Raw genomic sequence first — 23,667 nt, 5'->3', positions numbered from 1 at the left:
TGCAGGAGTCGCCTGAGTGTAAACACAGCCGAAGCAATGTAACTCCACAATCAAGGCGCTGAATGACTGGAGCAAACCTGCGGCCTCAAGGGCGCTTGAGCCGGCTCAGGCAGCGCACAAGCAAAGCACTATAAACGGACACATTGACCAGCACGACGATACCGCCGAGCCAAAGCTGTATATCCGGCGTAAGCCCTGCGGGGTAGATCAGGGGGATCAGGTAATGCTCGACGAAATCGCCGTCATAACCCTGCTCTCCGGCACGGCTGCGCAGCGCGTTTTCCAACGGCGTCAATGGGCAATAGAGATGCAGGAATTCGACTGCAGCCCCCCACGCAATGGCCGGGATATGCAGCACCGCCAGCCAGGGTCTTCTCAGCACCAGCAGACCGCCGAACAACACGAACAGAATAAAAGCCAGGTGGAATACAACCACTGCATCTGCGCCCATTCGATACACCATCTGCACTGCCTCCAGCGGGTATTCGCTTCATCGGGGCACGAAGTAGCCCGGATACCCAATCGGTTTTTTAGTTCAACTCTTTTTAAGACCGTTTAGTCTGAAAAATGGCAAATAACCCGAATATATTGTCGGACAAAATCACACTAAGCCTATGATTTTGATGATTTTTAAAATGTGTAAGGTTTTATTTAAAATACCCCGAACCTTTCCCGAAAGAGCGCAGTCGGATACGTCAAGCTGATCTACTTCATACCCTGTGGTATGGAAAGCTGAATGGCATTTTATTTACCTGGATTTCAAAGAAGGAACTCATCCCATGGGCATCGGCACTATTCTTATCATCGTTCTGATTCTGCTGCTGGTCGGCGGTCTGCCAGTATTCCCTCACTCGCGCAGCTGGGGCTACGGTCCGTCGGGCATCATCGGTACTATCCTGGTGATCCTGCTGATTCTGGTGTTGCTCGGCAAGATATAACGGCAGCACCTGCCACAGGCAGTAAAAAAGAAACCCCGCGTTCATACGCGGGGTTTTTTATTGTCCAGGAAAAAAGCAGCCGTAAGGCTGCTTCTTTCGGACACATGCAACTTAGTGCGAAACCGCACCACTGGCACCCAGCCCAGTCTGCGAGCGGACGAATTGCGGGTAGAACAACGCGCGCTCGCCCTCTGCTGCTTTCGACTTGTCGGTGATGGAGAAGAACCAGATACCCACGAATGCGATGGCGATGGAGAACAGCGCCGGGTATTCGTAAGGGAAGATGGCTTTCTCGTGGTGCAGGATCTGCACCCAGATGGTCGGACCCAACACCATCAGCACCACGGCGCTGATCAAGCCCATCCAGCCGCCGATCATGGCGCCACGCGTGGTCAGGTTTTTCCAGTACATGGAAAGCAGCAGTACAGGGAAGTTACAGCTGGCCGCGATGGAGAACGCCAGGCCCACCATGAACGCGATGTTCTGGCTTTCGAAAGCGATGCCCAGAAGTATTGCTACGACTGCCAGCGCGATGGTAGTCATCTTCGAGACACGGATTTCGTCCTTCTCGTTGGCCTTGCCAGCCTTGATCACGCTGGCATACAGGTCGTGAGACACAGCAGAAGCACCGGCCAGGGTCAAGCCGGCAACCACTGCCAGAATGGTGGCGAACGCGACTGCCGAGATGAAGCCCAGGAACAGGCTGCCGCCGACTGCATCGGCGAGGTGAACCGCCGCCATGTTGTTACCCCCCAGCAAAGCACCCGCTGCATCCTTGAACGCCGGGTTGGTGCTAACCAGCAGGATCGCGCCAAAACCGATGATGAAGGTGAGGATGTAGAAGTAGCCGATGAAGCCTGTGGCATACAGCACGGACTTGCGGGCTTCCTTGGCGTCGCTCACGGTGAAGAAGCGCATCAGAATGTGTGGCAGACCAGCCGTACCGAACATCAACGCCAGACCCAGCGAGAACGCCGAGATCGGGTCTTTCACAAGACCGCCAGGGCTCATGATCGCTTCACCTTTGGGGTGAACCTTGATGGCCTCGGAAAACAGCGTGTTGAAGTCAAAGTTGACGTGTTTCATGACCATCAGTGCCATGAACGACGCACCGGAGAGCAGCATCACCGCCTTGATGATCTGCACCCAGGTGGTGGCAAGCATGCCGCCAAACAGCACATAAAGGCACATCAGGATGCCGACCAGCACCACAGCAACGGTGTAGTCCAGACCGAACAGCAATTGAATGAGTTTGCCGGCACCGACCATCTGCGCAATCAGGTAAAACGCCACCACCACCAGCGAACCGCAGGCAGACAGAGTGCGAATCTCTTTTTGCTTGAGCCGGTAGGACGCCACGTCGGCAAAAGTGTATTTGCCCAGGTTGCGCAGGCGTTCGGCGATCAGGAACAGAATGATAGGCCAGCCGACCAGAAAGCCGATCGAGTAGATCAGACCGTCATAACCGGAGGTGTACACCAGCGCGGAAATCCCCAGAAAGGACGCTGCGGACATGTAGTCACCGGCAATCGCCAGACCATTCTGGAAACCGGTGATCTTGCCGCCAGCCGAGTAGTAGTCCGACGCAGTCTTGTTCTTTTTCGAGGCCCAGTAGGTGATGCACAGCGTGAACGCGACGAACACGACGAACATGACGATCGCGGAGACATTCAGGGGTTGTTTCTGTACTGCGCCAGTCAAAGCGTCTGCCGCCCAGAGGGTCGGAGCGAATGCGGCCAGGCCAAGTGCTGCGGATAGGCGCCGGATCATTGCTGAGCCTCCTTGAGGATCGCATTGTTCAAGTCATCGAACTCGCCGTTTGCGCGACGAACATAGATGGCGGTCAGCACGAACGCGGAAAGAATCAGCCCTACGCCTATCGGCATGCCCCAAGTGATGGTTGACGTGGGGCTTAGTTTGGCGCCCAGAATATGGGGTCCGTAAGCAATCAAAAGAATAAAGGCCGCATACAGGCCAAGCATGATCGCCGAGAGAATCCAGGCGAAACGCTCTCTTTTGGATACCAGCTCCTTGAAACGGGGGCTGTTTTGAATCGAGAGGTAAATGCTGTCGTTCATTGTTTTTGTCCTCGCAGCACAGATGAGATGTCACGTCATGCACTTTAGTCGGGTCCGGCGCGCACTCCAGACGACCTTAGTATTAGAACGACATTAGTCGTCATCGGGCCCCTGTCCACTGCTTTATCGCACCGTCAGTCAGCCGCGCATAAATTGGCGGGCGCAGGAAATGCAAAAGGCCATCTGGCGATAACGCCAGACAGCCTCGAGAGGGTTGTTGCAGAGAGCTTGTTGGTTACTTTGCGGTCCAGGCAGCAACACGATCAGGGTGCTTGGCCAACCAGTCCTTGGCAGCAGCTTCAGGTTTTGCACCTTCCTGAATCGCCAGCATGACTTCACCGATTTCGTCTTTGGATGCCCACTGGAATTTTTTCAGAAACGCAACGACGTCCGGTGCCTTCTTCTCCAGGCCCAGGCTGCCGACGCTGTCTACCGTCTCAGCAGCGCCATAGACGCCCTTCGGGTCGTCCAGGAAGCGCAGCTTCCATTTGGCGAACATCCAGTGTGGCACCCAACCGGTCACAACGATGGCTTTTTGTGCCTTCTCGGCACGGGTCAGTTCGGCGATCATGCCTGCACCCGAGCTGGCCTGCAGCTTGTAGCCATCCAGCGCGTAATCCTTGATGGCTTGATCGGTCTTGAGCATGACACCCGAGCCGGCATCGATACCGGTGATCTTCTTGTTGAAGGAAGCGTCGGTCTTGAGGTCTTCGATGCTCTTGGCTTTCACGTACTCCGGCACGATCAGGCCGATCTTGGCATCCTTGAAGTTAGGGCCGTAGTTGACGACCTGATCCTTGTACTTGGCGTAATACTCGCCGTGGGTGCCTGGCAGCCAGGCGGACAACATGACGTCCAGCTTGTCAGTGGCCACCGCCTGCCACATGATCCCCGCCGCCACGGATTGCAATTTGACTTCATACCCCAGCTTTTGTTTGATCACTTCAGAAGCCACGTAGGTGGTGGCAACGCTGTCGGACCAGCCTTCTACATAACCGATGGTCAGGGTCTTGGTTTCAGCAGTCGCCAGTGTGGAGCTGACAGCAAGTACCAGAGCGGCGCCCGCCCCCAGTATTTTTCGCATCATCATCGTCACTTCCCCGGAAGTCTGCACCGACGGTTGTCGGGCATGGTTAACGTTGTTCTCAAGACCGCGCCCACGCCCGTTTCTGGGGCACGCCGCGCCCTGCACGCTTTGATCGCCGATGTGCGTGGTAACACGCACTGCAACGCCACATTGATCATCGACCTGACGGACGAGCAGACATGCTCTGGCTGCGACACCGGGGCAACGGGAAACGACAACAGCGAGTCATCCGCGACACGCCGGCCAGAAAACGCCAGGATCCGGTCGTGGCTTTACCCATACTCATGACCACAAGTGTCAGGCGCTACATGAAAAAAGAGAGTTGGCGTCTGAAGGCACGGGGCTGGCCGCGCACCGTTCTGGCCCACGCGGTAAAGGAAACAGGATGTGTTACCGCAGGATGACAATGCCTGCGGAAACGGGTAACACGGAAACAGATTTTGCGACGCTTAGCGGGTCAGACGCCTATCACGCCAAGTAAGCCTATGTTTTTTAAAGAGTTTTCAAAAATGGCACGGCTCCTGCTATATCTCTTGCACAACAAGAACAATAAATGATGCAGCACCTCAATAAAAACAAGACGTAACGGCTCTGATACAACAAGAACAACACGGACAGAGACGCAGCTAACAGATTTTTTTGGAGTGGATCAGCTTTACAGGGACCTTTCAGTGAAAGGCCTCGCAATCGGACAGAGAACAATAAAACTACCTTCAGGTAGCGACGAAGCCGATGGGATCATGTGTTGTGCAGACAGATGATTAAAGCAAGTCAGCGCTCAAAAAAATACGTTTGCTCTTGACCCTGAATGTGGGTCGCGCAAGAACGCTGTAAAGGGCTTGGCCGCCAACAACAATAACAGGCCGCCCTACAACAATAAAAAGAGCACGTGAAACGCATTGGAGGAGAGCCTTGGCTCTCCTTTGTGTTTTCTGCCCTTAAACGCCCGGTTTGTCGCTGTATGCAGCGGCGTTGCCTCGCGCGAATCAAGGGGCTCCACAGCCGCGCATTCGGCTCCGCGTGAAAAATAAAGCGCCGGCCTGCATTGAAATTTCCCCAGACCGTGTATTGTTCCGTCATATTTACTCGGTTAACCGGTGGATGCGGCACTTTGGCACTACACCTTGGTCATAGCCTGCGTATCTCATCAGCACTTCTTTCCCAAGGGATTTAGTCATGCTCCGTTTTCTGCGCTTCGCTACCGTAATAGGTGGCTTGTGTTTAAGTGCGTCCGCTCTGGCGACCAATGTCGACCCCGCCACCTATGGCTACCCGCTGACTAATCCGTTTGAAGCGACCATTGCTACTACACCGCCCGATCTGCGTCCGGACTTGCCTGACGATGAAGACATCGATCAGGACGTGTATACGCTGAACCTGCACCCTGAACGCGAGTTCACACTGCCCGACAACTTCTGGGCCGTAAAAAAACTGCACTACCGTCTGGCCAAACAGGACCATGCCGCACCGCTGATCTTCCTGATCGCCGGCACGGGCGCGCCTTACAACAGCACCATCAACGAGTTTCTGAAAAAGCTCTATTACGGTGCCGGTTACCACGTTGTGCAACTGTCTTCGCCGACCAGTTATGACTTCATGACGTCGGCGTCACGCTTCGCGACCCCTGGTGTATCGTCAGACGATGCAGAAGACATTTACCGCGTCATGCAGGCTATTCGTGCCCAGCAGGCACAGTTGCCGGTGACCGACTACTACCTCACCGGTTACAGCCTGGGAGCGCTGGACGCAGCCTTTGTCAGCAAGCTGGACGAGACACGACGCAGCTTTAACTTCAAGAAAGTGCTGCTGCTCAATCCGCCGGTCAATCTTTACACCTCGATCAGCAACCTGGACAAACTGGTCCAGACCAACGTCAAGGGCATCAACAACACCACCACATTCTATGAACTGGTGTTGGCCAAGCTGACGCGCTACTTCCGCCAAAAAGGCTACATCGACCTCAATGACGCGTTGCTGTTCGACTTCCAGCAGTCCAAACAGCATCTGACCAACGAGCAGATGGCAATGTTGATCGGCACTTCATTTCGTTTCTCGTCGGCCGACATCGCTTTCACGTCTGACTTGATCAATCGTCGCGGCCTGATCACTCCGCCGAAATTCCCGATTTCCGAAGGCACCAGCCTGACGCCGTTTCTCAAGCGCGCACTGCAATGCGACTTCGACTGCTACCTGACCGAACAGGTCATCCCTATGTGGCGCGCACGCACCGACGGTGGCAGCCTGCTGCAACTGGTGGATCAGGTGAGCCTGTACGCGCTCAAGGATTACCTGCACAGCAACACCAAGATCGCTGTCATGCACAACGCTGACGACGTTATCCTGGGTTCGGGTGACCTGGGTTTCCTGCGCAAGACCTTCGGTGATCGTCTGACCGTCTATCCTTACGGCGGCCATTGCGGCAACCTTAATTACCGCGTCAACACCGACGCCATGCTGGAGTTTTTCCGTGGCTAAACGTCTTTTATTACTTGCTGCTCTGCTCTGTGCCGGCACAGTCCAGGCCGCTGACGCGGATACCAGCAACAAAGCTCAGCACCCGGCCACCGTGGCCCGCCAGATAGACGCAGACGGCTTTACTCAGCCGCTCAAGTCGCTGCAGTTCAACCCCGGGCTGGATCAGCGCGAGTTCGAGCGCGCGTCCATCAACGCGCTGGAAGTCTACGACCCGCTGGAGTCCTGGAACCGTCGGGTGTACCACTTCAACTACCGCTTCGACGAATGGGTGTTCCTGCCTGTCGTTGACGGCTACCGCTATGTCACTCCGGGCTTCGTGCGCAGCGGCGTGAGCAACTTTTTCAGTAACCTGGGCGACGTCTCCAACCTGTTGAACAGCCTGCTGCAATTCAAGGGCGAGCGTTCACTGGATACCACCGGTCGTCTGCTGCTCAATACCACCATTGGCATCGCAGGCCTCTGGGACCCGGCGACCATGATGGGGCTGCCACGCCAACCTGAAGACTTCGGTCAGACACTTGGTTTTTACGGTGTTCCTGCTGGTCCTTATCTGGTGTTGCCACTGTTCGGTCCGTCGAACCTGCGGGACACCGGTGGCATGCTGTTCGACTACACGGCTGAAAACCAGATCAACTTCCTGAACGTCGCCGAAGTCAGTAGCGACCACCCGGAAATAACCGTACTGCGCGCGGTTGATCGTCGCTACGTGACCAGCTTCCGTTATGGCCAGTTGAACTCGCCGTTCGAGTACGAAAAGGTTCGCTACGTGTATACCGAATCACGCAAATTGCAGGTCGCCGAGTAACCGATACGCGGCACAGGAACGGCCAGCCGGAGTGATCGGGCTGGTCGTTTTTTTATGGGCACTTTTACCTGCCTGGCTACTCACACTTCTCGGGCGCCCCTGCCTTGTTCTGTTAACAGATAAAAAGGAATTTCCATGCGGTCTTCTGGTTTCAAGGCAATAGCTGTATGTGTCGCGCTGGCTGCCAGCCAGGTTGCAATCAATGTGCAAGCGGCCACCAAGGCCGAGGCTGCTGCGCCTGCAACGGCACCCGCGTCTGCAGCGCAAAAGGTTTCATTGCTGGGCGGCAAACTGGCGTTTACTGTGCCTGCAGGCTATGTAGCGGGCGACATGCCTGACATTGATGAGAAAGCCAGGGCGCAGGGTGTTTATGGAAAGATGTACACAAATGCTGCCGAAAAACGTGTATTGATTGTCACCGAAACAACGCTGCCAATGAACGTCGAGGCAAGCGATAACGACGCGGCTTTGCTTGATGGCATCACCGACGGCATCGTCGACCATCAAAGTGCAGGCTACAAGGATTTCAAGAAACTGGGCGCACGCAAGATCGTCAAGAAAAACGGCTTGGGCGTGCGGCAAGTCGACAGCTCCGCAACAATGAGCGATGCAAAGGTATTGAGCACGTCGATCATTGCTGCGTCAGGTACACGTACCGCAGTACTGAACGTGGTATCCAGTGCGAACAACCCGAAAGAACAGGCAGCACTGGTTAAAACAGTCATCGGTCAATGAATTGAGTCACGGAGGTTGATGCCGCATTCGGTCATCGGCTCAGTCCACTCGCAGCGCATCGGACAACAGCTCGACCAGCGCCTGCACCTTGGGCAGTGACTCGCGTTTGCGCGGCCAGGCCAGATGCAGATCCAGCCCTTGCGTGGCAAGTTGCGGCAGGATCTCCACCAGTTCGCCGCGTTGCAGTTGCTCCTTGATCAACCAGGTTGCCAGTTGGGCAATGCCCCACGCCGACGTTACGGCGGCGACCTGAGCTTCACCATTGCCGATGACCAGCCGCGCTTCGACAGCCCGGGTTTCCTGCTGCCCTTGTTCGTCGACAAACAGCCAGGGGCTGGTGCTGCCGTCTCCCCGACCGAACAGAATGCAGGCATGACGGGCAAGGTCCTCGAACGTTTCAGGCGTTCCGTGACGGTGCAGATACGCCGGAGCGGCGCAGAAGATCACCCGCTCGGTGCCCAGGTAACGATGCGCCAGACCCGCTGGCCAGACTTGCGGCCCACCGATGCGTACGGCCAGGTCGATCCCCTCTTCGAGAATATCCACAAAACGATCAGTGAAGGTCACGCGTGGGCGCAGTTTGTGATGCTGGCCTGTGAAGGCGAGGATCAGCGGCAGCGCATGCAGGCGGCCAAAGGTAGCAGGCAGATCGATGCGCAGCTGCCCGGCGGGCTCCATACGCTGCGCCGCCAGAGCGGTTTCGGCAGCCTCCAGCTCGGCAAGCATTCGCATGCACACAACGTGGTAAGCCGCGCCCTCCTCGGTCAGCGTCAGTCGTCGAGTAGTACGCTCGAAGAGGCGCATGCCAAGACGACTCTCAAGACGCGCCACGCTTTTGCTGACTGCAGAATTGGTCAGATTAAGCCGCTCTGCGGCTGCGGTGAAGCCGCCTGCGTTGGCAACAGCAACGAATGTTTCGATGCCTTTGAGGCGATCCGTGGACAGCATGTAAACACCCATTAATGAATCTGAGTCCACAATGTACGGAATATTTGCCAAAGATAGGAATCGATTTCTGCAATAAGCTGGCGGACTTATTTTTTGGTGGGTTTGTATCATGGCGTCTCTGGAAACTGCTGCTTCCAGCACCACGAGCGAAAGCTCGTCCGGTGCTGGCTTGTCCATCGCGATTCTGGCCTTGGCCGGCTTTGTGATTGTGACCACTGAATTTCTCATTATCGGGCTGCTGCCGTCATTGGCCCGCGATCTGGGAATCTCTATCTCGACTGCTGGCTTGCTGGTTACGCTTTTCGCCTTCACGGTGATGCTGTTCGGACCGCCGCTGACGGCCATGCTTTCACACCTGGACCGTAAGCGGACGTTTATCGTCATCCTGCTGATATTCGCAGCCTCCAACGCACTGGCGGCTGTCTCGAGCAATATCTGGGTACTGGCGCTGGCGCGATTCATTCCGGCACTGGCATTGCCCGTGTTCTGGGGCACCGCCAGTGAGACCGCCAGCCTGCTGGCCGGACCAAAGCGTGCGGGCAAGGCAATCGCGCAGGTGTATCTCGGGATCTCTGCAGCGATGCTGTTCGGCATTCCGCTGGGTACTGTATTTGCCGACGCAGTGGGCTGGCGCGGGGCGTTCTGGGCATTGACCCTGCTGTCCGGCTTGATGGCCGTATTGTTGGCGCTGTCAATGCCACGCCTGGAACCCACTGCTAAAGTGGGTCTTGCCGAGCAGGCAAGAATCCTCCGTGACCCACACTTCATCGCCAACCTGCTGCTGTCGATTCTATTGTTCACCGCAATGTTCGGTGCCTACACCTACCTCGCCGACACCCTGGAGCGTATCGCCGGTATCGAATCGGCTCAGGTCGGCTGGTGGCTGATGGGCTTCGGTGCCGTCGGTCTTATCGGTAACGCGCTGGGTGGCCGTTACGTGGATCGCAGCCCGCTAGGCTCTACTGTGGCGTTCGCGATACTGCTGGCACTGGGTATGACGGCCAGCGTACCTGCTGCGGGTTCTATGCCGCTGCTGGCTGTGGTGCTGGTGATATGGGGCATCGCTCACACGGCGCTGTTCCCGATCTGCCAGATACGCGTCATGAAAGCTGCGCCCAAGGCGCAGGCTCTGGCCGGAACCCTGAACGTTTCGGCAGCCAACGCCGGCATCGGGCTGGGCTCGATCATCGGCGGCCTGACCATTGAACACCTGGGTCTGGGTGCTGGTGGGTACGTGGCAGCACTTGTCGCTCTGCTGGCCATCGCTGTCGCCTGGGTAACCAAACTTCAAGTAAAAAAGGCGGCTGCGTAACGCAAGTTACTCTTCACGCATTACCGGCCAACCTGGTTGTCGACACAGCCAGATTGGCCTGATGTTCAATCGTGCATCTTCCTGCATGTTTCGTCATATTTTTGAACCGTTTTAAAGCCATATTCTGTCAGTTAATTGACTCTAAAACAGTCAAGCCTCTGCAATATGCAGTTATTTGACGCTCTTCGGCAAAATACTCTTCCCATGACACTAACGAACGCTCAAACTCCTGCCTTTCGGTCACGGAGCAGGAAAGTCGGGCCGATTCAAAAGCAATGTCCGGTAAGAAACCATGAGCACATATCACCGCAGGGGACTGGCATTCGCCAAGCGGATTTATGCCCCGAGGATACTCGGTGTCAGCGTTGGCTTTTTTACTGTCGCCGTGTCTTTGTATTACGTCAATGTTGCGCACTGGGTCTGGTATCTGGCGCTGCTCAATGCATTGATGTGGCCGCATATTGCCTATCAGATCGCACGCCGCTCACATCAGCCCTATGAAGCCGAATGGCGCAATTTGTTGATCGACTCGCTGTTTGGCGGCTTCTGGATGGGGGCAATGGGCTTCAGCCTGCTGCCCGTGGTCACGATCGTCGCGATGATGGCCATGCACAATATGGCTGCCGCAGGTCCTCGTCTGATGTTCCAGGGTATATTCGCACAGGCCTTGGGGGTGCTGATCTCGCTGGCACTGCTCAACCCGGTCGTCAACCTGCAAGGCAACATGGCGCAGATCTACGCCTGTGTACCGGTGCTGGTGATCTACCCTATCGTCATCGGCTGGCTGAGCCATCAGGTCACCCTCAAACTGTGTGAACACCGCAACATCCTGCGCAAACTGAGCCGTACCGACAGCCTGACCGGACTTCTGAATCATGGCGCCTGGAAAGACTTGCTTGATCTGGAGTTCACCAAGAGCCAGAACGCTTACCAGCATTGCGTGATTGCGCTGATTGATATCGATCATTTCAAGGTCGTCAATGACACCTATGGCCACATCATGGGCGACACGGTGTTGCAAAATATCAGTGAAGCGCTGCTCGATAACCTGCGCGATTCCGATTTGATAGGGCGCTGTGGCGGGGACGAGTTTTGCGTCATTCTGCCGGATACCAGCCTGATCCAGGCGAGGGAAACTCTCGAACGCATGCGTCTGGCCATCGACAAGATGACCCACTCACGGCATTGCGATCTCAAGGTCAGCCTCAGCATCGGCATTGCCGCCTACATGTCGGAAATGTCCGACGCAGCCTCATGGCTGCATGAGGCCGACAAGGCGCTTTACCTCGCCAAAAGCACCGGCCGCAACCGCATTGTCAGCGCCAAAGATGCCCCGCAGGAATGCCAGGTCGTCAACGCCGGAATCTGATCAGTCAGCGCTTGTTCTTGAACAGCAGTTCAAATAGAGAAGAGAAGCTTTCAACCCCCATCGCCTTCAGGAACGACTTGCGCATGTCTTCACGCAGACTTTCCAGGGTTATTTCTTTTGGCTTTGTGGTTTTCCGAGCCGAAGCGCTTTGTTCTTGAGTGTCGTTGTCGGGTTGGCGTTTTTCCCCGGAGCCAGCCAGTCTTAATCCGGGCGGATCAACATAAGTCAGGTCAGTACCTTGATCTTGAGCCCGCTCATAAACGCTACCAGGAAAACGCCTGTCATCACGATTGAAAAAAGCGATGCTCTGGAGATTCCTTCCAAACAGTTCTTTACCTGGCATTGGTGCAGCGCGATTGGGGTCTGCCAGGCCGAAGACTCTTTGTTTGAGAAGAGCCTCGCCGCTGATGGTGACAGAAGGGCCCGAAGATTTTACAGGGGCTGAAGAAGTAGTAGAGGCGGGCATTTTCATCGCTATTTTTTTATCAAGTTGCCGTGCTGCTATTGCCGCCTCTGCCCCAGAGCTTATCACTCGCATGATGTTGACTCCTGATCTATTTTAGAACACATGACGATTATCGCCAGACGTCGAACTCACTCTATCGAATTAAAACCACCTGACACTTCTGGCAGAAAAACCCGCTGATGCATTTAGAAAGACAAACGCCATGCAACACTTTCCACTGCCATGCATGGAGATGCTTGACCGTGCAAAAGCCCTACATTCCTTGAATGATATAAGCAGGGAGAACTGCAACTTGCAGAGCGCCTCTTTAATCAATCGAAAATTCAAAAGAGGAAAGATTATTCAGCAGCCACTCGGGTGTATGCGCTTCCAGCAACGCCGTGATGGGCTGTCCCATGATCAGCTTGCCGTACAGTGCTTCTTCCTGTTCCAGATGGGCCAACTGGACAGCGCGGTAATCAAATGGGTAGATACTCTTCTCGATGGGCAGCAGCCGGTCAAAGTGCTCGAGCAACCCGTGAAAGACGATGCGTCGCTCGACGGTGTTTCGGGTGGTGGCGATGAGTTTGACGAAGTACTCGCTGTCCTGACGCCGCAGGGCTTCACTGGCAGCGTAACGCTCGACCAGCGTGTGCAGCGATGAATCATCGAACACCATGCAGCACAGGTCCTCTCGCAGCATGTCCTTGAAAGGGTTGTCCACCCCGGGTCGGCGGGAGTTCTTGCCCAGTGCGAATTGCACTGCCCGCTCGGCCAGCCACTGACGCTTGCGCCCTTTCAGCCTTTCTGTGTCCTCCAGCAGCGGCGACTGGCGCCCCAATGACCGAAGCTGTCGAGAAAGCTTTACGAACAAGCCAACGGGGCCACACAGCCTTGCTTGCTGCTCGACCAACTGCGCCACGGAAAGTGCGGCCTGCCGGGTTGCGAGGCGATGGAAGTTATTCGTCAGATTCAAGCCTGGCCGATGCGGGTCCAGCCGCAATGACTGATCGGATTCTGATTCGCTCCGAAGAAAACAAACAGTCATGAGTTGCTCCTTTTAACGTTGACGGATTGATCGTACAGGCTGGTTTTTTAACGCTACGTTCTTCGAATAACCCGCCGGATGGCTGCCCGTGCAGCGGCCATACAGCCAGTTTTTTCATACCTGCCTGACAATGTTGGCACTGCGCTGGCCGCACTAACAAACCACAGGGATGGCAGGACTTATTATGGAGGGACTGAAACGCGACACAATCCTACAGATGTAGGGGGTCAAAGTTTTTCTGAGGCAGTAATACAGAAACACACCGCGCCATGAGCTCAACGCGTGTTCTTACCTGGTTTTTTCTGAGCAGCGAAGACACGTGATCACGCACCGTATAGTCACTGATACTAAGTTGCCTGGCGATCTCCTTGTTGGTACAGCCCTGCAGCAACAGACCAAGCACTTCTTGTTCTCTGATTGTCACCGACATGATATTCCCTCTCACCATCGTTTTGCCTGAAGGCAAATTTTTGTAGGATGCTTCTTACATCTGTCCTCCATGACTTGATTACTGAATCGGCACAGAGATCACTTTATTTAGAATTGTTTTCGCAGGTCGATCTGCGGCTTGGCTAGCCATCCAGAAACCATACTTCTGAAGGTAAGAAGGTTCTTACAAGCAGCCATACAACAAAGAAAGCTCCTACATAACACCAAGCATAATGACTACGAGCCCACTTATAGACGTCGTGAAAAAGCAGCCAGTACAAGTAAATCCGTACTGTACCGATTCTGCACTACAGCCATTTGGAAACATGCGTAAATAGACAGGCGCAAGATAGACTTGAGCACTCGGAATTACAATCAGTTGTTACAATTGAATAACGATTGAGACGTAACGTTGTTGATATCTGTTATGTGACGACTACTCTCACGAAGGTGAGCAGCTGTCGTCACATGTTCAAGCGGACGCCAAGACTGTCGCTAATTCGCCTGCTTTTATCGGGCGTTGCAGCTTGCGGAGTCATCTACCCGGGTTCCATGATGCAGCCCGAACACTGCAGCAGTGACCAGCCCCACAATGCCCATGATCAGACTGAACAGCACGCAGATCCACAGATTCCAGGGCATCAACGCGATGAGCATCAGCGGCGTGATACTTGCCCAGAAGGCGTAGGCGATGTTGTAAGTGAAGGAAATACCCGATACACGGATGTGAGCAGGGAACAGTCCGACCATTACCGAGGGCACCACACCGACGATTCCACAACCGAGGCCGGCAATGGCGTAGGCGATACCCAGTGGCAGCCAATTCTGGATGAGGCTGGCGTAAAGCACGCCGATCCCCACAGGCAGCAGCAGGCTGTAGATCATCACCCCGCGCCAGGCACCGATACGATCGACCAGCATGCCGGCCAGCACGCAGCCAATATTGAGAAAGACGATGCCCAGAGCGCTGAGGGCGAATGTCTGGCTTGCGCTGATAGCAAAACGCTGCTGCATGACCGTAGGGGTAATGACTACCAATATGACCACTGCAGAAGTCAGCACGAAGGTCAGCAGTGCGGCGGGCAGCAGGGAGCGTCGGTGATTGCGCAAGACCTGGCTCAGCGGCAGTTCTGTCATGCCTTCACGCTGGGCGTGCATGGCCATGAACACCGGCGTTTCACTCAACCAGCGACGGAGCCAGACACTCACCACTCCAAATACGCCCCCTAACAAAAAAGGGATACGCCAGGCCCACTCGAGAATTTCTGCCGGGCTGAAGACCCGCGCCAGCCAGGTTGCGGTCAACGCACCGAGCAGATACCCGAAGGTCAGGCCCGCCTGCAGCACCCCGAGTGCATAACCCCGATGCCCCGTGGGCGCGTGTTCCGCCACGAAGGCCCAGGCACTAGGCACTTCGCCACCGACCGCCGCGCCTTGCAGGATACGCAATGCCAACAACACTACGGGTGCCCAATAGCCGATCTGTGCGTAGGTGGGCATGATGCCGATCAACAGGCAAGGCAGCGCCATCATGAGGATGCTGAGGCTGAATACCCGTTTGCGTCCCAGGCGGTCGGCAAAATGCGCCATCATTATCCCGCCAAGCGGCCGGGCAAGGTAACCGGTCACGAAGATCCCGAAGCTTTGCAGCAGGCGTAGCCACTCCGGCATGTCAGGCGGGAAAAACAGCTGGCTGAGGGTCAGCGCGAAAAATACGAAGATGATGAAGTCGTAGATTTCCAGTGCCCCGCCCAGGGCCGCAAGGCTCAGGGTCTTGTAATCGGCTTTGCTGAAGGGTTGGGGAGCGGGTTGAACGATGGCCGTCATGAAGACCCCGAAACATGGCTGAAAAGAGCGCATCGCGCTCACAGGGCGCGAAGAATAGCAAAGCTTGCAAGCGTGTGTGCCGCGAAGTTCCGGTGCGGGCCTCAGCCCATGCCCCCGCACATACAAGGCTTAGAAATTGATCGACGCAGACAGCCTGGCGGTTCTGGGGGCGCCCATGAACAGATAGTCGTCGCCCAGGTACTCGCCTGCATCGCGCCAGTAGCGCTTGTCGAACAGGTTGTCGACGGTAAGGCGCAGCACGGTGTCGTACCCGCTCACCTTGGTGCTGTACCGACTGCCGATGTTGAACAGCGCGTAGTCGCTGACCTGTACCGAGCCTTCACGGTCAGCGTATTTGCTGGCGCTGTACTGCACTCCGCCGAGCAACGCCAGGCCGCGAATCGGCAGGCTGTAATCGGCTTGCAGCGTACCCCGGTACTCAGGCACGTTGAGCGTTTGATGACCTTCATAGGCATCAGTACCACTGCTGTCGACTCTGGACCGGATGGCCGCTGCGCTGGCTGAAATCTGCAGGCGCTCGGTCAGCCAGCCACTCGCGCCAAGCTCCAGCCCGGTGTTTTTCTGCTCGCCCTGCTGGACGTAGGTAAACGTGCCGTCGTCATTGGGCCGGGAATACTGATAAGCCTGACGGGCCTGAAACAGCGCAGCAGTCAGGCTCATGCGTTGCCAGTCGTACTTGATGCCCGCCTCCAGCTGTCGCGATACAGTCGGCGCGAGGATTTCGCTGGCGTTGGTGGTGAACCACGCCGCTGTCCCGCCCAGCGAAAGGCCCTTGCTGTAGCTCGTGTAGAGCGAAACATTGTCGACCGGTTTGTAGATCAGCGCCGCCTGCGGCAGGAACACATAGCGCTCGGTGTGGCGCGCTTCGCTGCCGTCCTCGGCAAACGCCTGCTCGTCGAGCCGCACCTGGCGCCCGCCCAGCACGGTTTGCCAATGCTCGTCGAAGCTTATCCGGTCAATGACAAAAAGCCCGTACTGGCGGCTGTCCAGACGCCGCTCGGTGTGCGGCAGTGGCAGGCCGGACGGTTCGACCGGCACTGACGATTGATTGATGTTGCCAGAGCCCACAAGCTCGTTGAAGGTTCCGCGCGTGTCCACGGTTCGGCGGTAGGCGCTGCTGCCGAAGGTCAGTTGATGCGCCAGCGAACCGGTGCTGAACACTCCGGACATGGCCGCCTCGATCTCGTCATTGCGACGCGTATCGTCAGGGCTGCGGAAATCATAGATGTCATAACCCCCCTCGGCGCTGAAGTGGTTGGGCACCGCCTCAGCCGCACAACTGGCCGAACCATAGCAACCCCAGGCAAAGGCGCTGTAGTCATAGATCACCACCCGGCTGCGCGATGCGCTGAGACTGCCCTTCCAGCTGTCGTTGAACTGGTATTCGAAGCGCCCGTTCATGTTCAGCGATTCCATACCCACCGGACTGGACCAGTTCTGATAGCCCAGCAGTTTGCGTGGCGAGGCATCATGGGGCAGCGTTGTACCGCCCAACAGTTGATAACCGGGCACCGAACGCTGTTCCTTGTTCTGGTATTCGACGTCCAGTTGCAGCAAGGCGCGTTCGCTGATGTTCCAGTCGAAGGCCAGCGAAGCGAAGTCACGCTGACCGTCGGCGTGCTGCACGTAGGAACGAATATCCTCATGCGCCAGATTCACGCGCAAGCCGAACTGCTGCTCACTGCCGAACCAGCCACCGACGTCGGTCGCGAGGTAACGCTCACCGTGCTCATTGGTCGAGACCGTTACGGAGCGAACATCCTGCGCCCGTTTGGTCTGGTAGTTGATGACTCCGCCTGGCTCTGAAACGCCACTTTGCAGGCCAGACAAACCCTTTAGCAATTCGACCTGCTGCTTGTTCTCCAGCGCCACGTTCTGTTCACCGGCAATGCTCCGGCCATTGATGCGATAACTGTTGGCCGCATTCAGCGAAAAACCGCGCACCACGAAATTTTCGTAATACCCCACCGGCGCGTACCCGTCGCCCACCGAGGCGTCATTGCGCAGCACATCACTCAGCAGTTTTGCCTGACGGTCCTTGATCAGCGCTTCGGTGAACACCGAAACCGACGCAGGCGTGTCCAGCAATGATGCCTGCTCAAACCCGCCGACCGAGGCCCTGCCGGCCCTGTAATCGGAAGTACTCTCCTGCTCGCTGAAGCCGGTCACATTGACTGCCTCCAGGCTGAGCGGCTCGGCCGCCAGCAACGGCGAGGCGACGGCCATGCCCAAAGGCAGCAGATGCCAGGCGTAACGCACGGCAGGTCGGTTGGACGCACTCATCGATAAGACTCCGCAAGGACAGCGCCTGGACAGACGCGATGCACCTTCCGGCAGGGGGCAACCTTTTACGTTCACTGCCGGTTTTTTTCAACCTTTACGTGGCGATCGACTATAAACAAAGGGCACTGAAAACGTGGCTGACACAATAGGCAACAAACACGGACGCCACAAATGATACGCGGCAGAATAATTAAGCGTGAATTAAGTAAGTATGGCTAATCTGGACGCAACAAAACCGCTGAACGAATCAGCGCGTCATGAATCATTTAAAAACAGATCAATCAGAAGGAATACCTTATGAAATTTATGCCTGCCCTCTTCGCTGCCGCCGCCCTCACTGCGGCTGCCGGTGTTGCCCAAGCCGATATCGGCCCCGATGAAGTAGTACGCCTGCACAAGGCTGGCACAGTGGGCGACTTTGAACAGTTCAACAAACAGGCCCTCGCAGCACACCCAGGCTTCACGATCCATGATACCGAACTGGACAAAACCATCACTGGCCAGCTTGTCTACCAGATCGAGTTGAAGGGCCCTAACCGTGTTGAATGGAACTACGATGTTGATGCCAAAACCGGCAAAGTAGTTCGTGACGCAGAAGACCATTGATCCAGCGATCTTCTAGTTGCCTACAGTGCAGATAAGAAAATTCCCACGTTATTGTGGGAATTTTCAGTTAAAGCCTTAGCGTTCTATTACTTAATCATCATGAGTTATTATTTAGCCAGCCCGACCTTCAGTACGCTGCCATTATCTTCATCGGTCAACACATACAAATAACCGTCCGGCCCCTGACGCACGTCTCGAATACGCTGCTTCATGTCTTTCAACAGTCGTTCTTCATGAACAATCTTGTCGCCGTCAAATTGCAGCCTGATCAACTCTTGAGTGGCCAGCGCGCCGATGAACAGATTGTGGTCCCATGCCTTGATAAGGCTGTGGTCGTAGAACGCCATGCCGCTGATGCCCGGTGACACTTCCCAGACCTGAAACGGCACCTTGGTGCCTTCGACAAACTTGCCCTTGGCCTCAGGGATCGGCTCACCCGAATAATTGATACCGTGAGTCGCGAGCGGCCAGCCGTAATTCTGACCCCGCTCGATAATGTTCAATTCGTCGCCGCCCTTGGGGCCGTGTTCGTTGATCCATACAGTCCCGGTCCACGGGTTGAGCGCTGCACCCTGTGGGTTGCGATGGCCATAGGACCATATTTCAGGCCGGACGTTTTTCTGCCCCACAAAAGGGTTGTCTTTCGGCACGCTGCCGTCCGAATAAAGGCGCACGACCTTGCCTTGCAGCTTGTCCAGATCCTGTGAGGCAGATCGATTATTGTTCTCGCCCAACGCGATAAACAGGTAGCCGTCGCGATCAAAGACCATTCGCGCGCCAAAATGGTTGCCGACCGACAGCTTGGGCTCCTGGCGGAAGATGACTTCAAAGTCTTCCAGTCGGGTCATGTCAGCCGAAAGACGACCACGACCTGCCGCCGTGCCAGCAGTATCGCCCTCGGCGGGGGTCTTGCCGCTGCCTTCGGAGTAAGTCAGGTACACCATGCGGTCCTTGGCGAATTCTGGCGACAACACAACATCGAGCAGGCCTCCCTGCTTCTGCGCCCAGACTTCCGGCACGCCGGAAAGCGGACCGGACAACTTGCCGTCAGCCGATACCAAGCGCAGGTTGCCGGATCGTTCTGTCACCAGCATGCCCTGTTTGTCCGGAAGAAACGCCAGCGCCCATGGATGGTTCAGCCCTTCAGCCACAGAGCTGACCGTCACTGTGCCCTGCTCGCTTTTGTATTCTTGCGTAGCAGCGCTGGCCGTCATCGGCAGGCTCAGAATGGCAGCGGTACACCATGTCGCAATCAGGGTTTTTCTAAGCATGAGCATTTCCTTAATGCATTGAACGGGTGCCGCGCCGGTCGGCGGGCGCGTGATCAGAGAGTCAGTTACCGCGTTTGGGGTCGGTTGTCGGTGCAGAGGGACGCGGAGAGGTCTGGCGCGTCGGGTAGCCGTTACCGATACCGCCGTTCTCCAGCGTTGGCCTGCGCACCGGTGGCGCAATATTGGGGCCGGGCGCGCGTGGCGTACTCGATTCCGTGCCCTGACGGCTATTGGGGTTGGAGCGTTTGGTCGGGCTGTTGTAGGGGTTGCTGCTGGCGCCATTATTCAGGGTGCTGTTGGGCAGGGTCTGAGCGTGAACGGCGCTGATTCCGGACAACGCCACAAGCACACCGCCTACAAGATTGCGCACAAAACTGTTCATCACATACCTCTGGGTACAGGTGAAGTCTCCGGGTACGACGAAGGAGACTCAGGCCTTTGATGTCAACCGAGGCTGCAGGTTCGTTCCGGCGATGCCGATGAGCAAGTAAAGCGATGCGAGAGTTTGTAACAAAGATGGTCAAAGCACGGCGATGTTGAACAGCGAGGCATCGGCAAACGCAGTGTTCTGCGAGGCCTTAGAGGGCGTCAGGCGATCCCGCGCCATTGGTTTTCAGCAATCGCTGGCCGACTTCAACGGCATGCTGAAAGTGAATACGGTGCCACCTTCATGCGTCGAGCACACCTCAAGCACGCCGCCATGAGCTCGGGCTATCTCGCTGGCAATGTACAAACCCAAGCCCAGTCCGGCCTGCGGTTCGTTGGTAATCGGCCGTGAGTATGGAAGGAAAAGCTGCGAACGCATCGACTCGGGGATCGGCTCGCCCTGGTTGGCAACGCTGAGCACAAAAAGATCACCGCGCACCCCGGCATTCACCTCGACCGAGCTTTGGGCGTCACCATGAGAGATTGCGTTGGACACCAGATTGGACAGCAATTGTGCGATTCGCTCATGGTCGCAGCGAATAAGCTCGAGCGCTCCGATATTCGAGCGAATCAGCCGGTCAGGATGCACACGCTGCACCTCGGAGATCACATGTTCAAGCGTCTTGTCCAGGCCATGAGCATCGTGAATGCTCAACGGAATGCCGTGCCCCATGCGACCACGGGCAAAATCCAGCACGTCATCGACTAACTGCGAAGCACGCTGGCCCGAGGTCAGGATGTGCTGGACGACTTGCAGGGTCTTGTCATCCAGCGGGCGGCGCAGCAACAGCTCGGCACCTGCATTGATGGCAAACAGTGGGTTACGCAGGTCATGCCCCAGAACGGCGATGAATTGATCGCGCAGTTCGGCCACCTCACGCTCGGCCAGAAGATCGGCCTGCACCCGCTGCATGTTTTCCTCGGCCTCTATCTGCAATGCCAGAAGGCGCGCGAATGACACCATCATCGCCTCGATAGGCGTGCCGGTCAGTTTGGCGGGCTTGGGGTCCAGCGCGCAAATGGTGCCGAAAAAGCTGCCATCCGTGAGAAAAATCGGTATCGATATGTAGCTCTGAAAGTTGTAACGACGCGGGGTGTGATGCGCGCAGAACATCTCGTCGTCAGCAACGTGATCAATCACTACCGGTTTGTGAGAGGAGCGTATCTCGTGACAGATCGTACTGGTCACTTCCAGCTCGCCACCGGGCTTCAAACCGAAATTAAGGTTGTCGAGGACTGCGCAGGCCGTCCAGGAGTCTTCGGTAACGCGCGCCACTGCCGCGAAGCCCAGGCCAGTGGACTCGGTAATGACTTGCAGGATAGCCGGCACCGCGCTGATACGGCTGATCGTGGCTACATCATTTGAAATGGAATGCCGCATGTAAGACCTGTCTAGCCTGGAGGTAATGGCGCAGCGCGACATTCTACGTGCCTGACGCGTCTTTGTGCGCCAGGGATCGACCTGTTTGAAGATTGCCCCGACGAGTAGCCGTGGTTACGTAGACTTCAGCTTTTTGCAGTGGGCCGCGGAAAAGCGACAGTGAAGGTCGTGCCGGCCTGCGCCGAAGAATTGACCGTCACGTCTCCCAGGTGCGCACGGACGATTTCGCGCACGATAAACAGCCCGAGCCCAACCGTGCGGGTTTCGTCGCTGTCACTGACCACACGAACCACCGGCTCATACAGGTCATCGACCTTTTCCATTGGTATGGGCTCGCCTTCGTTATGCACCGACAGCTTGATCAGATACGTCTCGAATGACGATGTGATTAATACCTCACTGTGATCGGCGCCGTAATTGACGGCATTGCTCACCAGATTGCTCAGCATCTGCAGCAAACGGTCCGGGTCAGCGACACAGGCGCCCTCACCTTCGCTGCGGTGCGTCAAGACCCGGTCGGGGAACGCCTGACGCAACTCCTCGACACCCCTAGCGATCAGCGCATGCAGGTCAACAGACTGAGGGACAACGGTAATGCCGCTGCCGACGCGGGCATGGGTGAAATCCAGCAAGTCGACGATCATGCGCTCGGCACGGTCGGTCGAATGGTGAATGTGACCCAGAATCCGCTCCTGGCGCGACTCCAGCGGGGTACGTTCCAGGAGGCCGGCGGCCATCTTGATGGCCGCCAACGGGTTGCGCAGGTCGTGGCTGACGATGCCGATCATCTGCTCGGCAAAAATCGCGCGTATCTCTGCTTCGGCATGGGCCAGACGCAGGCGGTTGCGCGCCGAAGTCAGCTCGGTCTGAACCGTCATCTGCTGCTGCAACAACTCTTCGGCCATCTTGCGCGATGCCAACAATTCGCGCTCGTACTTGTTGCGCTCTTCGGCGAGGAACACCGCCACTTCATGCAGAAACCCGGACGGGTATTCGCGGCGCACGGCGTTGAGCATCATGGGCACAGGGTGGCCATCGGCGTGCAGCAGCTCGACCTTGACCTCGGCGATCGAGCCCTGGCTCTGCAGCAGCGGTGCCCAGTGGGTCTGCAAAAAGACCTTGCCGGCAAGGTTCAGCAAATCCTGAAAACGGCGACCCACGACAGCCTCGCGCTCCAGCTCCAGCCAACGGCAAAAAGTCAGGTTGACACGCTCTATGGTGCCGTTCGGCAGGGTCACCACCAGCCCGCAGGCGGCGTGCTCGTAAAGGTCTTCCGTAAGCGGCAGAGTCACTTGTTCAAGCGACATGTTCGGCGCTCTCGTAAAACGCCAGAAACTGGTTCATGGCAATGATGCATTCCTGCGGCGCACTCATGTGCGGGTAATGCCCGACGTTGTCGATCATGTGCAGTGTGCTGTCGGTGATGACCCGATGCAGGTATTCACCCACCTGAACTGGCACGACAAGGTCATCGCTACTCTGCAGGATCAGCGTTCGGGTCTTGAGCTTTTCGACATCGGCACGATGATCGGAGAGAAAGGTGACACGGGCGAACTGCCTGGCAATCTCGGCATTGGTGCGGCAGAGGCTGCTGGCAAGTTCTTCACTAAGCTCAGGCGGGTTCGAGGTGCCCATGAGGGTCGGCGCCATGGTGCTGGCCCAACCCAGATAATTGCTTTCGAGCGTTTCCAGCAGTGAGTCTACATCCGCCCGCGTGAAGCCACCGACGTAGTCACCGTCGTTGAGGTAATGAGGTGACGGGCCGACCATGACCTGGCCGTCGAAACGGCCAGGGGATTCAAGCTCGGCGAGTACCGCAATCATGCAACTGACCGAATGCCCGACATGAATGACGGGGCCAGCGCCCGCATACTCGTTCACCAGCTCAAGCAAGTCGGTCGCGTAGCCCTTGAGTGATGCGTATTTATGCGGAAACCAGGTCGAAGTATCCGACTGACCGCTGCCCACCAGATCAAACAGCACAACCTTGAAGCGCTCTGCAAAGTGCGGGGCCATGAACCGCCACATGTGCTGATTGCAACCAAATCCATGAGCGAAAATCAGGGTGGCCGGTCCCTCACCCATAACGTTGACGTTGTTGCGCTGCTGGACCGACATATCGGGCTCCGAAAAATGACCACGGTACCACCGTGGTGTGCATGCACTAAGGACAATGAGAGAAG

The 23,667-nt window shown here is 56.5% G+C and carries 21 protein-coding genes and 1 pseudogene; 7 read left to right on the top strand and 15 right to left on the bottom strand.

The window, feature by feature from the left end; genetic code table 11:
• Positions 1-85: 85 nt before the first annotated feature.
• Positions 86-463, bottom strand: coding sequence for a DUF2784 domain-containing protein (locus ALO43_RS09200; protein ID WP_024669953.1), 378 nt, complete (start codon positions 461-463; stop codon positions 86-88).
• 316 nt (positions 464-779) lie between these two features.
• On the opposite strand from ALO43_RS09200, the gene ALO43_RS28545 reads away from it, so the two are divergent.
• On the top strand, positions 780-938 hold the full coding sequence (locus ALO43_RS28545) for a DUF3309 family protein (protein ID WP_002552554.1): 159 nt from the start codon (positions 780-782) through the stop codon (positions 936-938).
• Positions 939-1,049: 111 nt separating this feature from the next.
• Here ALO43_RS28545 and ALO43_RS09195 read toward each other — a convergent pair whose 3' ends face one another.
• The 3 genes from ALO43_RS09195 to ALO43_RS09185 all read right to left on the bottom strand — a co-directional run bounded on the left by ALO43_RS09195 (position 1,050) and on the right by ALO43_RS09185 (position 4,106).
• Complete coding sequence (locus ALO43_RS09195) at positions 1,050-2,708, bottom strand: cation acetate symporter (protein WP_024669954.1); 1,659 nt, start codon at positions 2,706-2,708, stop codon at positions 1,050-1,052.
• Positions 2,705-3,016: a DUF485 domain-containing protein gene (locus tag ALO43_RS09190; RefSeq protein ID WP_002552552.1), complete on the bottom strand. Its 312-nt coding sequence runs from the start codon at positions 3,014-3,016 to the stop codon at positions 2,705-2,707. Before ALO43_RS09190 ends, ALO43_RS09195 begins: the two co-directional genes overlap by 4 nt.
• Positions 3,017-3,251: 235 nt before the next feature.
• Positions 3,252-4,106, bottom strand: coding sequence for a glycine betaine ABC transporter substrate-binding protein (locus ALO43_RS09185; protein WP_005889567.1), 855 nt, complete (start codon positions 4,104-4,106; stop codon positions 3,252-3,254).
• 1,173 nt (positions 4,107-5,279) lie between these two features.
• Here ALO43_RS09185 and ALO43_RS09180 point away from each other — a divergent pair.
• The 3 genes from ALO43_RS09180 (at position 5,280) to ALO43_RS09170 (ending at position 8,118) form a co-directional block, all read left to right on the top strand.
• The gene (locus ALO43_RS09180) at positions 5,280-6,578 is read left to right on the top strand and encodes an alpha/beta fold hydrolase family protein (protein ID WP_005889565.1); all 1,299 of its coding nucleotides are present in this window, start codon (positions 5,280-5,282) and stop codon (positions 6,576-6,578) included.
• On the top strand, positions 6,571-7,383 hold the full coding sequence (locus ALO43_RS09175) for an MlaA family lipoprotein (protein ID WP_005889563.1): 813 nt from the start codon (positions 6,571-6,573) through the stop codon (positions 7,381-7,383). Before ALO43_RS09180 ends, ALO43_RS09175 begins: the two co-directional genes overlap by 8 nt.
• A 135-nt stretch (positions 7,384-7,518) precedes the next feature.
• Positions 7,519-8,118 (top strand): DcrB/PsbP domain-containing protein, encoded by a 600-nt coding sequence (locus tag ALO43_RS09170; RefSeq protein ID WP_005889561.1) that lies wholly within the window; start codon positions 7,519-7,521, stop codon positions 8,116-8,118.
• Between the two features lie 39 nt (positions 8,119-8,157).
• Here the strand turns inward: ALO43_RS09170 and ALO43_RS09165 are convergent, their stop codons facing one another.
• Positions 8,158-9,066 (bottom strand): LysR family transcriptional regulator, encoded by a 909-nt coding sequence (locus ALO43_RS09165; RefSeq protein ID WP_053931428.1) that lies wholly within the window; start codon positions 9,064-9,066, stop codon positions 8,158-8,160.
• Between the two features lie 109 nt (positions 9,067-9,175).
• Between ALO43_RS09165 and ALO43_RS09160 the strand changes: the two genes are divergently transcribed.
• Together ALO43_RS09160 and ALO43_RS09155 are read left to right on the top strand one after the other, a co-directional pair.
• Positions 9,176-10,378 (top strand): MFS transporter, encoded by a 1,203-nt coding sequence (locus ALO43_RS09160; RefSeq protein ID WP_054997403.1) that lies wholly within the window; start codon positions 9,176-9,178, stop codon positions 10,376-10,378.
• A 292-nt stretch (positions 10,379-10,670) separates the two neighbouring features.
• The gene (locus ALO43_RS09155) at positions 10,671-11,747 is read left to right on the top strand and encodes a diguanylate cyclase (protein ID WP_024669957.1); all 1,077 of its coding nucleotides are present in this window, start codon (positions 10,671-10,673) and stop codon (positions 11,745-11,747) included.
• 4 nt (positions 11,748-11,751) lie between these two features.
• On the opposite strand, the gene ALO43_RS09150 is transcribed toward ALO43_RS09155, so the two are convergent.
• The 5 genes and pseudogenes from ALO43_RS09150 to ALO43_RS09130 form a co-directional block, all read right to left on the bottom strand.
• The gene (locus tag ALO43_RS09150) at positions 11,752-12,285 is read right to left on the bottom strand and encodes a hypothetical protein (protein ID WP_054997402.1); all 534 of its coding nucleotides are present in this window, start codon (positions 12,283-12,285) and stop codon (positions 11,752-11,754) included.
• Positions 12,286-12,520: 235 nt separating this feature from the next.
• Positions 12,521-13,240, bottom strand: a complete 720-nt coding sequence (locus tag ALO43_RS09145) for a hypothetical protein (protein WP_005889551.1) — start codon at positions 13,238-13,240, stop codon at positions 12,521-12,523.
• 182 nt (positions 13,241-13,422) lie between these two features.
• A pseudogene (locus tag ALO43_RS09140) lies at positions 13,423-13,670 on the bottom strand (helix-turn-helix domain-containing protein).
• 509 nt (positions 13,671-14,179) lie between these two features.
• The gene (locus ALO43_RS09135; protein WP_054997407.1) at positions 14,180-15,496 is read right to left on the bottom strand and encodes an MFS transporter; all 1,317 of its coding nucleotides are present in this window, start codon (positions 15,494-15,496) and stop codon (positions 14,180-14,182) included.
• A 129-nt stretch (positions 15,497-15,625) separates the two neighbouring features.
• On the bottom strand, positions 15,626-17,800 hold the full coding sequence (locus ALO43_RS09130) for a TonB-dependent siderophore receptor (RefSeq protein WP_054997401.1): 2,175 nt from the start codon (positions 17,798-17,800) through the stop codon (positions 15,626-15,628).
• 297 nt (positions 17,801-18,097) lie between these two features.
• Here ALO43_RS09130 and ALO43_RS09125 point away from each other — a divergent pair, with 297 nt between their 5' ends.
• Positions 18,098-18,406, top strand: a complete 309-nt coding sequence (locus tag ALO43_RS09125) for a PepSY domain-containing protein (RefSeq protein ID WP_024669961.1) — start codon at positions 18,098-18,100, stop codon at positions 18,404-18,406.
• Between the two features lie 107 nt (positions 18,407-18,513).
• Here the strand turns inward: ALO43_RS09125 and ALO43_RS09120 are convergent, their stop codons facing one another.
• From ALO43_RS09120 to ALO43_RS09100, 5 genes are all read right to left on the bottom strand, one after another.
• Positions 18,514-19,677 carry a PQQ-dependent sugar dehydrogenase gene (locus ALO43_RS09120; RefSeq protein WP_005889540.1) on the bottom strand — a complete coding sequence of 388 codons (1,164 nt, stop codon included), beginning with the start codon at positions 19,675-19,677 and terminating at the stop codon, positions 18,514-18,516.
• A 61-nt stretch (positions 19,678-19,738) separates the two neighbouring features.
• On the bottom strand, positions 19,739-20,059 hold the full coding sequence (locus ALO43_RS09115; protein WP_005889538.1) for a hypothetical protein: 321 nt from the start codon (positions 20,057-20,059) through the stop codon (positions 19,739-19,741).
• Positions 20,060-20,290: 231 nt separating this feature from the next.
• On the bottom strand, positions 20,291-21,484 hold the full coding sequence (locus tag ALO43_RS09110; RefSeq protein WP_005889536.1) for a GAF domain-containing sensor histidine kinase: 1,194 nt from the start codon (positions 21,482-21,484) through the stop codon (positions 20,291-20,293).
• A 125-nt stretch (positions 21,485-21,609) separates the two neighbouring features.
• Positions 21,610-22,791: a PAS domain-containing sensor histidine kinase gene (locus ALO43_RS09105; RefSeq protein WP_054997400.1), complete on the bottom strand. Its 1,182-nt coding sequence runs from the start codon at positions 22,789-22,791 to the stop codon at positions 21,610-21,612.
• Entirely contained in the window at positions 22,781-23,602 is an 822-nt protein-coding gene (locus ALO43_RS09100; protein ID WP_005889529.1) for an alpha/beta fold hydrolase, read from the bottom strand. Before ALO43_RS09100 ends, ALO43_RS09105 begins: the two co-directional genes overlap by 11 nt.
• Positions 23,603-23,667 lie beyond the last annotated feature (65 nt).

It is taken from the genome of Pseudomonas tremae (assembly GCF_001401155.1).
Taxonomy (GTDB): Bacteria; Pseudomonadota; Gammaproteobacteria; order Pseudomonadales; family Pseudomonadaceae; genus Aquipseudomonas; species Aquipseudomonas tremae.
The sequence above is the reverse complement of the archived record's forward strand: the minus strand, read 5'-3'. Positions and strand labels throughout refer to the sequence as shown.

Bases quoted from the DNA above. Each gene is read 5' to 3' on its own strand.
- ALO43_RS09200 (WP_024669953.1), bottom strand. From the start codon at position 463: ATGGTGTATCGAATGGGCGCAGATGCAGTGGTTGTATTCCACCTGGCT.
- ALO43_RS28545 (WP_002552554.1), top strand. From the start codon at position 780: ATGGGCATCGGCACTATTCTTATCATCGTTCTGATTCTGCTGCTGGTC.
- ALO43_RS09195 (WP_024669954.1), bottom strand. From the start codon at position 2,708: ATGATCCGGCGCCTATCCGCAGCACTTGGCCTGGCCGCATTCGCTCCG.
- ALO43_RS09190 (WP_002552552.1), bottom strand. From the start codon at position 3,016: ATGAACGACAGCATTTACCTCTCGATTCAAAACAGCCCCCGTTTCAAG.
- ALO43_RS09185 (WP_005889567.1), bottom strand. From the start codon at position 4,106: ATGATGATGCGAAAAATACTGGGGGCGGGCGCCGCTCTGGTACTTGCT.
- ALO43_RS09180 (WP_005889565.1), top strand. From the start codon at position 5,280: ATGCTCCGTTTTCTGCGCTTCGCTACCGTAATAGGTGGCTTGTGTTTA.
- ALO43_RS09170 (WP_005889561.1), top strand. From the start codon at position 7,519: ATGCGGTCTTCTGGTTTCAAGGCAATAGCTGTATGTGTCGCGCTGGCT.
- ALO43_RS09165 (WP_053931428.1), bottom strand. From the start codon at position 9,066: ATGCTGTCCACGGATCGCCTCAAAGGCATCGAAACATTCGTTGCTGTT.
- ALO43_RS09160 (WP_054997403.1), top strand. From the start codon at position 9,176: ATGGCGTCTCTGGAAACTGCTGCTTCCAGCACCACGAGCGAAAGCTCG.
- ALO43_RS09155 (WP_024669957.1), top strand. From the start codon at position 10,671: ATGAGCACATATCACCGCAGGGGACTGGCATTCGCCAAGCGGATTTAT.
- ALO43_RS09150 (WP_054997402.1), bottom strand. From the start codon at position 12,285: ATGCGAGTGATAAGCTCTGGGGCAGAGGCGGCAATAGCAGCACGGCAA.
- ALO43_RS09145 (WP_005889551.1), bottom strand. From the start codon at position 13,240: ATGACTGTTTGTTTTCTTCGGAGCGAATCAGAATCCGATCAGTCATTG.
- ALO43_RS09135 (WP_054997407.1), bottom strand. From the start codon at position 15,496: ATGACGGCCATCGTTCAACCCGCTCCCCAACCCTTCAGCAAAGCCGAT.
- ALO43_RS09130 (WP_054997401.1), bottom strand. From the start codon at position 17,800: ATGAGTGCGTCCAACCGACCTGCCGTGCGTTACGCCTGGCATCTGCTG.
- ALO43_RS09125 (WP_024669961.1), top strand. From the start codon at position 18,098: ATGAAATTTATGCCTGCCCTCTTCGCTGCCGCCGCCCTCACTGCGGCT.
- ALO43_RS09120 (WP_005889540.1), bottom strand. From the start codon at position 19,677: ATGCTTAGAAAAACCCTGATTGCGACATGGTGTACCGCTGCCATTCTG.
- ALO43_RS09115 (WP_005889538.1), bottom strand. From the start codon at position 20,059: ATGAACAGTTTTGTGCGCAATCTTGTAGGCGGTGTGCTTGTGGCGTTG.
- ALO43_RS09110 (WP_005889536.1), bottom strand. From the start codon at position 21,484: ATGCGGCATTCCATTTCAAATGATGTAGCCACGATCAGCCGTATCAGC.
- ALO43_RS09105 (WP_054997400.1), bottom strand. From the start codon at position 22,791: ATGTCGCTTGAACAAGTGACTCTGCCGCTTACGGAAGACCTTTACGAG.
- ALO43_RS09100 (WP_005889529.1), bottom strand. From the start codon at position 23,602: ATGTCGGTCCAGCAGCGCAACAACGTCAACGTTATGGGTGAGGGACCG.